15 protein-coding genes are annotated in these 12,968 nt (G+C 58.2%); 11 read left to right on the top strand and 4 right to left on the bottom strand.

What is annotated here, in order from left to right:
* Nucleotides 1-7 precede the first annotated feature (7 nt).
* Together mazF and WD823_RS14260 are read right to left on the bottom strand one after the other, a co-directional pair.
* On the bottom strand, nt 8-355 hold the full coding sequence (gene mazF, locus WD823_RS14255) for an endoribonuclease MazF (RefSeq protein WP_368430163.1): 348 nt from the start codon (nt 353-355) through the stop codon (nt 8-10).
* Nucleotides 352-594, bottom strand: coding sequence for an AbrB/MazE/SpoVT family DNA-binding domain-containing protein (locus WD823_RS14260; protein WP_368430164.1), 243 nt, complete (start codon nt 592-594; stop codon nt 352-354). Before WD823_RS14260 ends, mazF begins: the two co-directional genes overlap by 4 nt.
* Before the next feature lie 329 nt (nt 595-923).
* Between WD823_RS14260 and WD823_RS14265 the strand changes: the two genes are divergently transcribed.
* From WD823_RS14265 to WD823_RS14275, 3 genes are read left to right on the top strand one after another with little or no spacing between them, the layout of a single operon-like run.
* Nucleotides 924-1,919, top strand: coding sequence for a helix-turn-helix transcriptional regulator (locus WD823_RS14265; protein WP_368430165.1), 996 nt, complete (start codon nt 924-926; stop codon nt 1,917-1,919).
* Nucleotides 1,920-1,975: 56 nt separating this feature from the next.
* The gene (locus tag WD823_RS14270) at nt 1,976-2,098 is read left to right on the top strand and encodes a hypothetical protein (protein ID WP_368430166.1); all 123 of its coding nucleotides are present in this window, start codon (nt 1,976-1,978) and stop codon (nt 2,096-2,098) included.
* Nucleotides 2,099-2,138: 40 nt separating this feature from the next.
* Complete coding sequence (locus WD823_RS14275; protein WP_368430167.1) at nt 2,139-2,684, top strand: plasmid pRiA4b ORF-3 family protein; 546 nt, start codon at nt 2,139-2,141, stop codon at nt 2,682-2,684.
* 38 nt (nt 2,685-2,722) lie between these two features.
* Here the strand turns inward: WD823_RS14275 and WD823_RS14280 are convergent, their stop codons facing one another.
* Entirely contained in the window at nt 2,723-3,163 is a 441-nt protein-coding gene (locus WD823_RS14280; protein WP_368430168.1) for a type II toxin-antitoxin system VapC family toxin, read from the bottom strand.
* Nucleotides 3,160-3,441, bottom strand: coding sequence for a type II toxin-antitoxin system Phd/YefM family antitoxin (locus WD823_RS14285; protein WP_368430169.1), 282 nt, complete (start codon nt 3,439-3,441; stop codon nt 3,160-3,162). The genes WD823_RS14280 and WD823_RS14285 overlap by 4 nt, the downstream gene beginning before the upstream one ends.
* Before the next feature lie 448 nt (nt 3,442-3,889).
* Between WD823_RS14285 and cas3 the strand changes: the two genes are divergently transcribed.
* The 8 genes from cas3 (at nt 3,890) to cas2e (ending at nt 12,846) form a co-directional block, all read left to right on the top strand.
* Entirely contained in the window at nt 3,890-6,724 is a 2,835-nt protein-coding gene (gene cas3, locus WD823_RS14290; RefSeq protein ID WP_368430170.1) for a CRISPR-associated helicase Cas3', read from the top strand.
* Nucleotides 6,711-8,354 carry a type I-E CRISPR-associated protein Cse1/CasA gene (gene casA / locus WD823_RS14295; RefSeq protein ID WP_368430171.1) on the top strand — a complete coding sequence of 548 codons (1,644 nt, stop codon included), beginning with the start codon at nt 6,711-6,713 and terminating at the stop codon, nt 8,352-8,354. Before cas3 ends, casA begins: the two co-directional genes overlap by 14 nt.
* Nucleotides 8,355-8,372: 18 nt before the next feature.
* Nucleotides 8,373-8,918 (top strand): type I-E CRISPR-associated protein Cse2/CasB, encoded by a 546-nt coding sequence (gene casB, locus WD823_RS14300; protein WP_368430172.1) that lies wholly within the window; start codon nt 8,373-8,375, stop codon nt 8,916-8,918.
* 26 nt (nt 8,919-8,944) lie between these two features.
* A complete protein-coding gene (cas7e, locus tag WD823_RS14305) occupies nt 8,945-10,003 on the top strand; it encodes a type I-E CRISPR-associated protein Cas7/Cse4/CasC (protein WP_368430173.1) in 1,059 nt (352 codons plus the stop codon).
* A gap of 11 nt (nt 10,004-10,014) precedes the next feature.
* On the top strand, nt 10,015-10,848 hold the full coding sequence (gene cas5e / locus WD823_RS14310; RefSeq protein ID WP_368430174.1) for a type I-E CRISPR-associated protein Cas5/CasD: 834 nt from the start codon (nt 10,015-10,017) through the stop codon (nt 10,846-10,848).
* Nucleotides 10,845-11,543 carry a type I-E CRISPR-associated protein Cas6/Cse3/CasE gene (cas6e, locus tag WD823_RS14315; protein WP_368430175.1) on the top strand — a complete coding sequence of 233 codons (699 nt, stop codon included), beginning with the start codon at nt 10,845-10,847 and terminating at the stop codon, nt 11,541-11,543. The genes cas5e and cas6e overlap by 4 nt, the downstream gene beginning before the upstream one ends.
* 102 nt (nt 11,544-11,645) lie before the next feature.
* On the top strand, nt 11,646-12,566 hold the full coding sequence (gene cas1e / locus WD823_RS14320; RefSeq protein WP_368430176.1) for a type I-E CRISPR-associated endonuclease Cas1e: 921 nt from the start codon (nt 11,646-11,648) through the stop codon (nt 12,564-12,566).
* On the top strand, nt 12,547-12,846 hold the full coding sequence (gene cas2e, locus WD823_RS14325) for a type I-E CRISPR-associated endoribonuclease Cas2e (protein ID WP_368430177.1): 300 nt from the start codon (nt 12,547-12,549) through the stop codon (nt 12,844-12,846). Before cas1e ends, cas2e begins: the two co-directional genes overlap by 20 nt.
* Nucleotides 12,847-12,968 lie beyond the last annotated feature (122 nt).

Raw genomic sequence — 12,968 nt, forward strand, 5'->3', positions numbered from 1 at the left:
GACAGAATCAGAGGGCGGGATTAAGCAACGTCTGAAGCTTACCAATCACCTGGTGTACCACGTGTGCCGGCGCCTCGCCCTTCTTCTTCGCGCGGCGTGATTTCCAATCCACGCTCTTCACATGATCGGCGAGGACTACGCCGGCGACATCGGGATTTCCAAGTACCGGCACTTCGAAGGGATAACCCTTGATCTTGCTGGTGATGGGGCAGACGATCATCAAACCGATGCGACCGTTATAAGAGGCCGACGACAGCACCAGCGCCGGGCGATGTCCGGCCTGCTCGCGACCGGACTGTGGATCGAAATTCAACCAGACCACGTCGCCACGATCCGGGACGTAGCCGCCACTCACCAGATTTCCTTGCCTCGCGGCTTGCCCCAGTCGGTTTCGTGGTGGATATTCTTCTTCGTGACCTTCTTAAGCAAATCACTCAGGCGATACTCTGTTACCACGGCCGGGGTAAGGATCACGCGGCCCTTGCTCACCTGAATTTCGAGCGAATCATCGGGCTTGATGCCGGCCTGCTGCGCCACAGGGCGCGGCAGTCGCACGGCGAGACTGTTGCCCCACTTCTGGGCCTTGGTTTTCATAAGAGGTTTCCTGCTGGTATATACATTGTATCTACGGTAGCGTGGCGGACGCGCCAAGTCAACCGACTGAACGCAGTCTTCACAGTCCGAACTAAAAAGCGGCAAGACAGCCTTAACTTACGGACACCTTAATATATCCAGCTTGCCACCGGCGGTGGCTTGCGGTTCACTAGAACCTGTCTCAAAACGATGTAGGGTGCGCCCTGCGCACCGATCTACGGTTTAAACGAAGCCATTGGTGCGTGGGACGCACCCTACAAAAACCGAAACAGGGTATTTTGAGATAGGTTCTAGTCCCACAACCGAATATAGGACAGGGAGGCCGGAGTATGGACCGCACCGAGCGCTTCTACAAAATCGAGCGGATGTTGCGCAACCGGGGGGTCGTACCGATCCGGGACTTCCTGGACGAACTCGGTGTCTCCGAGGCCACCTTCAAACGCGATCTCGAATACCTGCGTGAGCGGCTGAACGCGCCCATTCCCTGGGACCGGGAGAAGCGCGGCTACCGCCTTTACGATCCCGACCCGAAAAACCCGCGCCATGAGTTGCCCGGCTTGTGGTTCAACAGCTCGGAAATCCACGCCCTCCTCGCCTTCCATCACTTCCTCGACAATCTCCAGCCCGGCCTGCTCACCCCGCATATCGCGCCCCTCAAGAAACGCATCCAAGCGCTCATCGAAAAAGACGACCAAGCCTTTACCGAGGTTGCGCGGCGCATCCGCGTGCTGCCGCTCGCGGCGCGACGGATCGAATCGCCCTGCTTTCAATCCATCGCTCATGCGCTTCTGACGCGCCACCGTTTGCGTATTGTTCATTACCACCGGGCGCGGAATGAGGAAACCAAGCGCGAGGTCTCGCCTCAGCGTCTGGTGCATTATAGGGACAACTGGTACTTCGACGCCTGGGACCACGGCAAACGGGCGCTGCGCACCTTCGCCGTGGATTCCATCCGCCGCGCCGTACTGCTCGATGCCAAAGCGCGCAACGTCCCGGAGAAAACACTCGATGCCGAGCTAGGCAGCGGCTACGGTATCTTCGCCGGCCGCAAAACCAAAACCGCCGTGCTGCGCTTCACCCCCGAGCGCGCCCGCTGGGTGGCGCAGGAACAATGGCATCCCAAACAAAAAACGCGCTGGCTCGATGACGGGTCGTTCGAGCTGCACATTCCCTACAGCGATGCGCGCGAACTGACGATAGATATCCTCAGACATGGACCGGACGTCGAGGTCACCTCACCCGCCGATCTGCGGCGTGACGTTGCACAATGCCTGCGTCAGGCAATTTGCCGATACAGTGACGTATTGAACGGCGATGGCCTATGAGACCTGCCCGGGAACATGCTTCCCCCTCCCCTTGCGGGAGGTGAGGCGGAGTTGTCATGAATGTCCAGTGGGTGAGCGGCGCAAGCCGCGAACGCCCGACCACGGATGGTCGGGCTGGACTTCGAGCGAAGCAAGGATTGCGAAGCGAGAAGTTCATGCCGCCGAACGGGCGCAAGTGAATTTCTTGCGCCCCGGCGGGAATAACGAGGGGGAGGGGCAATGAATATTTACCAGATCAAGATTACGCTCAAACACATCCGCCCGCCGGTTTGGCGGCGCATCCAGGTTCCGGCCGACACCAGGCTCGGCAGGCTGCACCGCATTCTCCAAACGACGATGGGCTGGTATGACATGCACCTGCACGCCTTTCGCGTCGGACACGAAACCTACGGCGTGCCCGATCCCGATCCTCTCTTCGACACGGAAATGAAAAACGAACGCAACGTGCGGCTCGACCGAATCGCCGCCGAGGGCGACAAGCTGATCTACGAATACGACTTCGGCGACGGCTGGGAGCATGAGCTGCTTGTCGAGCAGGTCCTGCCCGCCGGGAAAAGTAAATACTACCCTATCTGCCTCGCCGGCAAGCGCACCTGCCCGCCCGAGGATTGTGGCGGACCGCCGGGCTACGAGCGCCTGCTCGAAGTTCTAAACGATCCAAAGCACGAGGAATACGAAGAGATGCGCGAGTGGATCGGCGGGGATTACGACCCCGAGGCCTTCGATCTCGACGAGATCAACAGTCTGTTAAAGCGCGTTCGATGAACCCCGCGCCACCCACTCAGGTCATTCTCGCGTCCTATTCAGCGGCGCGGGGCGGCGGCAAGGACTTGCAGACCGAGATCGGCGGCGGCGGCATTGAGCGCATCGTCGAACGAAGCGAAATGAACCGGATGGCGGCGGTCGATAACCAGCGATTCCACGGCGGCGAGGTGCACGCTGTCGTAGCCGCGCAGTCCGAATTGCTCGGCGAGGTCGCCGGCGCGGCGAATCATGCGCTCGTCGGGCACAACGATTGCCAGCGCCTGCCAGTCACGCTCGAATTCGCGCACGTGCTGGCGATGGGACGCGGCGGTTTCACGCCCGGCGCGATGGAGACGCGCCAGCGCCGCGCGCATTTCCGCGTAAGTAATGAGATGGGTATGCAACGCCCGCGCGCGCGCGATGGCCTCACGCACCTTCTCGGCGCCCGGTTCCGCCACGTACATCTTGATGAAGGCGGAGGTATCGAGATAAAGAGTCAATCGCGATCTTCCAGCACGATATCGGAAGCGAGCTTCTGGCCCGGCTTCCAGGGAATCGGATGTTTTGCTCCTTTCACCTTGCCGCCCTTGCCCGGGCGCACCCACGGCAGGGCATGGATGCGCGCAACGATATCGGCCTCCCCGGCCGCTTCCTCGCCGACCGGAACGAGCCGCGCCACCGGCCGGCCGCGGTCGGTAATCACCACTTCCTTGCCCGTGCGCACGAGCTTCAGGTACTTCGACAAGCGGTTCTTCATGTCACGGATCGAGACTTCCATCGCAATTCCTCTATGTAGCTACATTGAATTTTATTGTAGCCACATAAAACCAGGCGGTCAAACACCGCTATTCGCCGGCCATAAGACCCAGAACATCGCGCTACACGACCCGAAACACGAAGCATACGAAGAGACACGCGAATGGATCCGGCCTCTTCAACCCCGAGGCTATCGAGGAGGTCAACCAGATACTGAAACGCGTACGGTGATCTTCTGAGATACTACTGTAATTGCGTTGTGTAAGTATCTGTCCAGCGATACCTTGGACGTTGGCCGGAAAGTAAACGGGAAACCAGCCTCAGGCTCACCGGGTGAGCGACTGAAGAAGTTAGGCTTTACTGGGTCAGATTCGTTCGGAAGGATAACTATAGAAAGCGGACAAGAAAGTCTCGAGGTAGCTTCTTCGCACGGCTTCGCAATATCGGTAATGACGAGGGAGTCTCATCGGATGAGACAACACACAGGGTACAGCAAGGAGCTGAAGTCAGATCAGCTGTCCATAGAAACATCTCGCGCATCGAAGAAACTGGCAGAAAGAAACCTGATGGATCACCACAATGAACATTTGTTTCGTTACTGGGGCAAAGCTGACCCAGCTTACCCCGGCGAACCGAAGTGGCATCCGCTGGTATATCACAGTCTGGATGTAGCGGCGTGTGGCCAAACGCTTCTTGAAGGTCAGCACGCGTGGCTAGAAACACTATGCCGCCTCTCCGGCATGCCTGTGGGCACACTTAAACCGTGGCTCGTTTTCCTTCTCGCCATTCACGACATCGGTAAATTTGGCGACGGCTTCCAGAGTCGCTGCCCGGACTGGATGAAACATCTTCAAGGTCGGGTCGCCAACGTGCCACATGATGCACGTCATGACACGATTGGTTACGAACTGGCAATGGCGCGGCTACCCGAATGGCTAGGTCGATCTGATCTGGGTCAACGAGGTGGCAGTTTACTGCGCCCGTGGCTCTCGGCAGTAACCGGCCATCACGGCAAGCCTCCGCGCAGCGATAGGAATAACGCTTTGTTGCTGCGGAATCAGTTTCCGTCCCATGTTCTGGAAGACGCCAAAAATTTTGTCGGCGACACAGCGACGTTGTTGATGGCAAATGGATGTCCTCTACCTGAAACCCGCAACGGCTCTAGTGAAGCGTTCAAACGGACCTCGTGGCTTCTGGCCGGGCTTGCCGTAGCAGCCGACTGGTTGGGTTCGAACACAAGGTGGTTTCCGTATCGCAAGCCGGACTTGGGGTTGGTCGAATATTGGGAGCAGATTGCCGTGCCCACCGCACAGCTCGCCGTGCACGAGAGCGGCTTGGCAAGTCCGTCGATTGCTCAGTTCATGGGCATTCGTAGCCTGTTCGACATAGAACCAACCTCGCTTCAATCCTGGGCGGATACCGCTCCCATTGCCGATGGGCCACAAATTTTCGTACTGGAAGAACTGACCGGCGGCGGCAAGACCGAGGCGGCACTAACCCTTTCGGCTCGGCTTACTGCGGCTGGGCGTGGACAGGGCGTGTATGTAGCGCTGCCAACAATGGCAACAGCGGATGCCATGTTCGACCGGGTGCGAAAAAGTGGCGTGTGGAAACGACTCTTCGCCATGGATGATCCCCAGCTCGTGCTTGCCCATTCCGCCGATTGGCTCAAGCTTCGATTGGAGGAAGTCAACCGCCGGGATGCTGGCTATGGCCGTGACGAGGAACCCTCGGCATCACGCAACTGCACGGCATGGCTTTCCGACAGCCGCAAGAAAGCACTGCTGGCGGACTTCGGCGTCGGAACCATCGATCAGGCGTTGCTGTCCGTCCTGCCCGTGCGTCACCAGTCGCTGCGCCTTCTGGGGCTTTCCACCAAGGTGTTGGTGGTGGATGAAATTCACGCCTGCGACGCTTACACCGGCGAACTGTTGGAACGACTGCTCCAGTTCCATGCCGCTATGGGTGGCTCGGCGGTGCTGCTGTCCGCCACCCTGCCGCAGTCGCAGCGTACGCGTTATCTCAAGGCGTTCGCTTCAGGCGCAGGGTTCGCGGCCCGAACAGCGGAATCCATGGCTTACCCGCTGGCGACGCATCTGCATGCCGATGGCCTGAAAGAGCAAGTCATCACGGCGCGAGCAGAAGTATCCCGCCGAGTGGCGGTGGATACCGTGCATGATGAGGATGCCGTTCTTCAGCGGCTGTTCGGTACCATCAGCCACGGCGGTTGCGCGGTCTGGATACGGAACACTGTGGTGGATGCACTGGATGCTTGGTGCAAGTGGAATGCGCTGCATCCCGACTGTCCCGCCATGCTGTTTCATGCCCGCTTTGCCCTGGCGGATCGGTTGCAGATCGGCGCGGCCGTGCTGCGGGACTTCGGTCCCGATAGCGACTCCACCACGCGGGCCGGCAAGCTGGTAATCGCCACCCAGGTGGTCGAACAGTCGCTGGATGTGGATTTTGACGACATGGTGACCGATCTCGCTCCCATCGACCTCATCATCCAGCGTGCCGGGCGCTTGCAGCGGCATGTACGTGACACGCAGGGTAATCGATTGCAAGAGAAAGAAGCACACGATGAACGCGGGGGAGCATGTCTGGGGGTATTCATGCCCAATCCCGAAGACGAGATAAAAAAATCCTGGCTCACTAGCCTGTTGCCACGCGCCGCGCGAGTCTATCCCGACCACGGACAGTTGTGGCTCACCGCTAGTTGGCTCGTGAACAACGGCGGTTTCGATCTGCCGGGACAGGCACGAGAAATGATCGAAACTGTATACGGCGATGCCGCTTTCGATGCCATACCCGAGGCGTTGCGGCCCGTGGCCGACAATGCCGATGGCTCACGGCGCGCGGATCGAGCCACGGCGCGCGGAACGGAGTTGGTTTTTGAGCAGGGGTACGACCCCACCAGCTTACAATGGGACGACGATGCGGACGCGCCCACGCGGCTGGGCGAAAAGACGGCACGAATACGATTGGCGCGGGCAGTCGAAGAGAGACTGGAGCCCTGGGCGCGAAAAGATCCCCGAGTGGACTGGGCACTATCCGAATTGACCGTACCGCGCCGGCTCATCGCGAAAGAAAGCGACCGGTACGCGGAGATCATCGAACAGGCGAAAACCAGTATGGCAGACGAAGGACGCTATTGCCTTGTGGTACCGCTGACAGCCATGGACAAAGGGAACTGGCGTGGCCATGCCATGAACTTGCAAGGCAATGAAATCAAGGAAATCACCGTGATCTACTCGCCAGAAACAGGATTGAGTATCGAGAAAGGAGCCGAAGATGAATCTGATTAATGACGCCTGGATACCCGTGCGGCGCGCTGATGGCACGTCGGACAAGATCGAACCCTGGCGTATCACCGATTATGTAGGCGGAAGCAGAAGCCCGATCGTCGCTGTCGCCTCACCGCGTCCGGATTTTGACGGAGCGTTAACCCAGTTCCTTATCGGCTTGTTGCAGACCACGTGCGCACCGGAAAGCGAGGCGGCTTGGTGGGACTGGCGGGAGTCAGCACCGGCATCGGATGTGCTCAAGAAGAAATTCGAGACGTTCACAGATGTCTTCTATCTGAACCGCGATAACGGCGCGTTATTCATGCAGGAGCGGTTCACGAGCGATGACATGTCAAAGCCCCACCCTGTTTCTTACCTACTCATTGGTGCGGCAACCGACAGCACGCTAAAGCAGAACATCGACCACTTTCAGAAACGTCTAAGAGAACACGAAGAGTGCCTCTGTCCCGCGTGTGCAGCAACCGCTCTCTATACACTCCAGACCTTTGCGCCCAGCGGTGGCGGAGGCGGCGAAGGTAAATTTACAGGCATCCGCGGCGGCGGTCCGCTTACGACCCTGATATTGGGCCAAAACCTCTGGGAGACGGTATGGCTGAACATCGTCTTCGGAAAAACGTTTGCACCAAATCCCCCATGCGCCAAGGTCTTTCCTTGGCTCAATGTGACAGCGTTTATCACTGAGAAGTCCCCAGTGAAGACGGTACATTCCGACGACATGGATACCCGACATGTTTTCTGGGGCATGCCGAGGCGAATCTATTTGGACTTCGGTGCGAATACATCTGAAACGCAATGCCTCGTATGTGGGCAAGTGACTAGTTCCATTTGCAAACAGTACCGCGACCGATCCGGTGGGCTGACATACCAGCATGAAGAAAAGGTGAACGGAAAGAAGGAAAAGAAACCTTCATGGATCTTCCCTCGCCATCCCTTATCACCATACAACGAGAACGATAGCGCCGACCCTAAGGAGAAGCGTCCCTCTGCTGTTCACCCACAATCAGGCGGTATTGGCTACCGTCTCTGGCTCGGACTGGTCGAGAACTCCGTCGCGGGAAAGTTGCGGCGGTTGCCTGCCACGGTGGTTGAACAGTTCCGATCTGCCATACGGGAGGATGCTCGGATATGGGCATTTGGTTTCGACATGGACAACATGAAGGCGCGTTGTTGGTACGACGCCGAGATGCCGATTCTGACCATAGACAAAGAACTCGAATTGGTCTTCAAAGCCCGCGTGGAACAACTGGTCCAAGCCGCTAGCTGGGCGGTCGATGTACTGCGCAAGCGAACCAAGGATGCTCTATTTGGAGATTCGGACCCAAGTGGGGACCTCGGATTCGTGCCAGCACATTTTTGGGCAGCCACCGAAGCGGGATTTTTTGAGAACGTGCGTCAGTTGCGTGATGCGATCAAGCAAGGAGTGGATGAGCGCCCGATTTTGGGAAACTGGCTTTCGAGTTTGCGACGGGCCGCGCTTACGGTTTTCGATACTTATTCTCAGACCGGGGATTTCGACGCCGTCAATCCCCGCCGCGTGGCCTTGGCCAGAAACGATTTGACCAAATCGCTCAACGGCAAAAAACTTCGCGATCTGCTTGGCCTGCCCCAGCAGGAGCGTTCCGCAGCCTGATACCGAAAGGAGGAGTCCATGACTGACAAAGAGAAATCGCTATATCCCTTTCCGCGACGCAAACCGGATGATCACTCGTTCGCTGTGCTCCGTAGTTGGTGGCAGAACCTGGAATCGGACAAGGGTGAACGTGCGGCTTTGCGCCGGGCCGCAAGCCTTACGGAGGTGATGCTGAGCCCAGCTTTCCACCGGCTGCTGCGTGAGCTACGGCAGGCCGGCTATGGCATTTCGGATTACCGTTACCCCAAGCTCGCTGCCATCGCCGGGCTGGCGGCACGAATCAAGGGCGATGGCGGCGGGAGCCTCGCCACCTGCATGGGCACCCCCAAAAGCGCGGGTGGCAAAGCGGTCGTGTCGGAATTGCGCGTGCGTCGACTTTTAGCCTGCGACGATATCGAGGAGCTTTACACCCTGCTGCGCCGGGCCCTCGCGTTGCTCGACAACCAGGCCAATATCGCGGACCTCGCGGGCACGATCTGGAACTGGGTGCCGATGGACGAAAAGCGTCCGAACGATCCCCGGCGGCAATTGGCCTATGACTACTACGCTGCCTTACCTCTTTAATCCATGACCTTAATTCGGAGAAAACCATGACAACTTTTCTGCAACTCCACCTACTCACCAGCTATCCGCCCGCGTGCCTCAATCGGGACGACCTCAATCGCCCCAAGACCGCCGTAATGGGTGGCGTGCCGAGACTGCGCGTGTCATCCCAGAGTTTGAAGCGGGCGTGGCGCACATCGGAGCAGTTTGAGGCTGCCCTGAAAGGCCATATGGGCACGCGCACCAAACAGATGGGTATTCAAATTTATAACCGCTTGGTCAAGGCCGGCGTTAAAGAGAAGGATGCCAAGGAATGGACCCAAGAAATAGCGGGAAAGTTTGGTGCGCTCAAGGCCAAGAAGGATGGCAAACCGCTCAATGACCTTGAAATCGAACAGCTTGCTCATTTCAGCCCCGAGGAAGAAGCAGCCATTAATGCTTTGGCGGACAAACTGGCCGCCAACAAACGCAAACCGACAGAAGAAGAGCTGAATCTACTTCGCAAAGAACATACCGCCGCGGATATTGCCTTGTTCGGACGTATGCTCGCCAGTAGTCCCGGCTATAACACCGAGGCTGCCTGTCAGGTTGCGCATGCCGTCACAGTCCACCGAGCTGCGGTAGAAGATGATTACTTCACGGCTGTCGATGATCTCAATACCCGTGAGGAAGATGCCGGTTCAGCGCATATTGGCGAACAAGGTTTCGGAGCGGGCCTGTTCTATCTTTACGTCTGCATCGACCGCGATCTCCTGAAGGAGAATCTGGGCGGTGATGCGGCGCTGGCCGACCAAGCGATCAAGGCGCTGATCGAGGCTGCCGCTACCGTTGCGCCAACCGGGAAGCAGAACAGCTTTGCCAGCCGTGCCTGGGCTTCCTATGTACTGGCGGAGAAAGGCAACCGCCAACCACGCGCGTTGTCGATGGCATTTCTGAAGCCCGTGCGTGATGGCGACATGCTGTCGGATTCTGTAACCACGCTCGAAACCATGCGGGACAATCTCGACAAGGTTTACTACGGTGGCCAGTCCCTTCCCAGCGAGCGCATCAATGCTCTGGCCGGAGAGGGCGATTTCCAGAAGCTGCTTGCCTTCGCCGCGAGCTAAGGAGTCAGCGCATGCGAGACTACCTCGTCTTTCAACTCTATGGTCCGCTCGCTTCGTGGGGCGACATCGCCGTGGGAGAAACGCGTCCTTCGGCGTTGACGCCAACCAAGTCAGCAGTGCTCGGACTTGTTGCGGCGGCCCTGCGACTCAGGCGCCCGGATACGATTCATTACGAGAGCGATGCACAGCGAACCGCCCACGAACGTGCAGAATGCGAGGCCAGTCAAGCAAAACTCGCGGAGGGCTATGGCATAGCTATAAAGGTAGAAACATTGGGGCTCCCGCTTTCTGACTACCACACTGCACAGGTACCTTCATCGGGAACGGGTCGTAACCGCAGAATGTTTTCCACTCGGCGGGACGAGATAACTTCGGGACATAAGTCCGACCTCAACACTATCCTTTCGCGCCGCGAATACCGTCAGGACACCTACTGCGTGGTCGCCCTTTGGGCACGGCCCGGTGCACCGTATACACTCGGCGAACTTCGCCGCGCGTTGCTGGAGCCCGGCTTTACCCTTTACTTGGGGCGAAAGGCGTGCCCATTAGCCTTACCACTACAACCGGAGGTGGTCAGCGCGGAACGAGTCGAGGATGCATTAGCAGGTTTGAGATTGAGCGCAGTGTTCGAGAAGCTTGCGGAAGTTGGAGATGGCACAGAATCGAAACTTATTCGGCATTTTGAGCCTGCCGAACCATTTCTGCTCTGGGACAGCGATGCCGAGACCAAACTCGTACCGGAACAAACCACCACCCGCCGTGACTCTCCGCTGTCACGCCGTCGCTGGCAGTTCAAGGTGCGGAACGAACATCGGGCGCATGCACTTAAGGGAGGCCAGTCATGAGTGCGGACACGCATTGGCTTTCCCGAATCACGCCACGGTCTGACATCGGCCATCGGCAGCTCGTTGATCTTGGTAGCCTCGATCTCTACGGACAGCATCAGGCATTGTGGAAACTGTTTGACGTGGCGCGCGAGGAAAGAACGGAGCGGGCCGAATTTCTCTTCCGGATCGAGCAGAAGAATAGCCTTCCTGTGTTTTATGTTCTCTCCCGGCAGAAACCGCAAGATCACGCCGGCCTTTGGCACGTCGAACCGAAGTCCTATCGACCGGACATACGGACAGGCGACCGTTTGGCCTTCAAGCTGCGGGTAAATCCAACGGTAGCACGCCCGGGCGAGAACGGCGGCAACAGTAAACGCCACGATGTGGTGATGGATGCCAAGAAACGCATGGGCTGGAAGGACTTGGCCGATGATGCACGTCCTACCCTTGCTCACCTGGCCTACGAAGCAGGTGCCTGCTGGCTTCGCGACCGCGCGGAACGACTGGGTTTTGTCATCGATGACCAAGGTTTGCAAGTTGACGGCTATCGTACTTGGCGATCGCGCGGCCGGAAGAACATCGAACTATCCACATTGAATTTCGAAGGAAGTCTGGTCGTTAACGACCAAGCGCGTTTTCTGGAAGCGCTGATGCTTGGCATCGGCCGCGCAAAAGGTTTCGGCTGCGGCCTGTTACTGGTTCGCAGGCTTTAATAATCCAGACTGCCCTCACTTAGGCTTCGACGGAGGTTCCGATGAACTGGAGAAAACAGTTTGTGGATACGGCCGCTGCTAGCGCGCCAAGAGTCGTGCCGCATGGCTGAATTACTCCCTCCGCTCAAACCCATAGCTGTTAAGGAAAGACTTTCCGTCCTTTTTATCGAGAAGGGCCATCTGGATGTTCTCGATGGTGCATTCGTTGTCGTGGACAAAACCGGCGTGCGCACGCACATCCCTGTCGGTGGCGTTGCCTGCCTGATGTTGGAGCCCGGCACGCGCGTTTCCCACGCCGCGGCTGCATTGGCGGCGCGGGTGGGGACGTTGCTCGTGTGGGTAGGCGAAGCGGGCGTGCGGCTCTATTCTTCTGGGCAGCCGGGTGGCGCACGGGCGGACCGGCTTTTGTATCAGGCGCAGCTCGCGCTCGATCCGGCTTTGCGCCTGAAGGTCGTTCGCAAAATGTACGCAGTTCGCTTCGGTGAAGCCCCACCCGCACGTCGAAGTGTTGATCAGCTTCGCGGTATCGAAGGCGCGCGGGTGCGTGAGATGTATAAGCGCATAGCCGCGAAGTATGGGGTGGAATGGAAGGCGCGCAACTACGACACCAGCGACTGGGACAAGGGCGACCTGCCCAACCGCTGCCTGTCTTCGGCAACGGCGTGCTTATATGGCGTGACGGAAGCCGCGGTGTTGGCGGCCGGCTATGCGCCGGCAGTCGGTTTCATTCACACGGGAAAACCCTTGTCGTTCGTGTACGATGTCGCCGATATCTACAAATTTGAAACGGTCGTGCCGGTGGCTTTTCGCGTAGCCGCCAAGAGTCACGGCAACCCCGAACAGGCCGTGCGCCTCGGGTGTCGCGACGTTTTTCGAGAGACCCGGCTGCTGGAACGCATCATTCCCGATATCGAGACCATTCTCGCGGCGGGCGAGATCAAGCCACCAGAGCCACCGGAAGACGCCGTACCACCGGCGATCCCAAACCCCGAGAACATAGGCGATGCTGGTCATCGTGGTTGAGAATGTTCCGCCGCGCCTGCGTGGCCGTCTGGCCATCTGGCTTCTTGAAATTCGAGCCGGCGTATACGTCGGAAATTATTCCGCCAAGGTCCGCGACTATATCTGGGGGCAAGTCGAAAAAGGTGTTGGCGAGGGCAACGCCGTCATAGCTTGGCGCACGAACAACGAGGCGGGGTTCGATTTTGTTACGCTAGGGACCAACAGGCGGATACCGGTCGAACTCGATGGCGCAAAACTTGTTTCCTTTCTTCCGGCCGAGGAAGAGAAGGACGTTCTTTAACAATCTGGTAGCATAGAGTCCGATGAGCTGGTTATTCTTCGGTAAAATTTTCCTCATCTAAAATCGCTGGTACATCAGCGAGATGAAGGAAGTGTGTTCCCCACGCGCGTGGGGATGAACCG

Origin of the sequence: Sulfuricaulis sp., assembly GCF_040901545.1 — a bacterium.
Lineage (GTDB): Bacteria > Pseudomonadota > Gammaproteobacteria > Acidiferrobacterales > Sulfurifustaceae > Sulfuricaulis.

Bases quoted from the DNA above. Each gene is read 5' to 3' on its own strand.
- WD823_RS14265 (WP_368430165.1), top strand. From the start codon at position 924: ATGGACCGCACCGAGCGCTTCTACAAAATCGAGCGGATGTTGCGCAAC.
- WD823_RS14285 (WP_368430169.1), bottom strand. From the start codon at position 3,441: ATGGAAGTCTCGATCCGTGACATGAAGAACCGCTTGTCGAAGTACCTG.
- cas6e (WP_368430175.1), top strand. From the start codon at position 10,845: ATGAGTGCGGACACGCATTGGCTTTCCCGAATCACGCCACGGTCTGAC.
- WD823_RS14270 (WP_368430166.1), top strand. From the start codon at position 1,976: ATGAATGTCCAGTGGGTGAGCGGCGCAAGCCGCGAACGCCCGACCACG.
- casB (WP_368430172.1), top strand. From the start codon at position 8,373: ATGACTGACAAAGAGAAATCGCTATATCCCTTTCCGCGACGCAAACCG.
- cas5e (WP_368430174.1), top strand. From the start codon at position 10,015: ATGCGAGACTACCTCGTCTTTCAACTCTATGGTCCGCTCGCTTCGTGG.
- cas3 (WP_368430170.1), top strand. From the start codon at position 3,890: ATGAGACAACACACAGGGTACAGCAAGGAGCTGAAGTCAGATCAGCTG.
- WD823_RS14275 (WP_368430167.1), top strand. From the start codon at position 2,139: ATGAATATTTACCAGATCAAGATTACGCTCAAACACATCCGCCCGCCG.
- cas2e (WP_368430177.1), top strand. From the start codon at position 12,547: ATGCTGGTCATCGTGGTTGAGAATGTTCCGCCGCGCCTGCGTGGCCGT.
- cas1e (WP_368430176.1), top strand. From the start codon at position 11,646: ATGGCTGAATTACTCCCTCCGCTCAAACCCATAGCTGTTAAGGAAAGA.
- WD823_RS14260 (WP_368430164.1), bottom strand. From the start codon at position 594: ATGAAAACCAAGGCCCAGAAGTGGGGCAACAGTCTCGCCGTGCGACTG.
- casA (WP_368430171.1), top strand. From the start codon at position 6,711: ATGAATCTGATTAATGACGCCTGGATACCCGTGCGGCGCGCTGATGGC.
- cas7e (WP_368430173.1), top strand. From the start codon at position 8,945: ATGACAACTTTTCTGCAACTCCACCTACTCACCAGCTATCCGCCCGCG.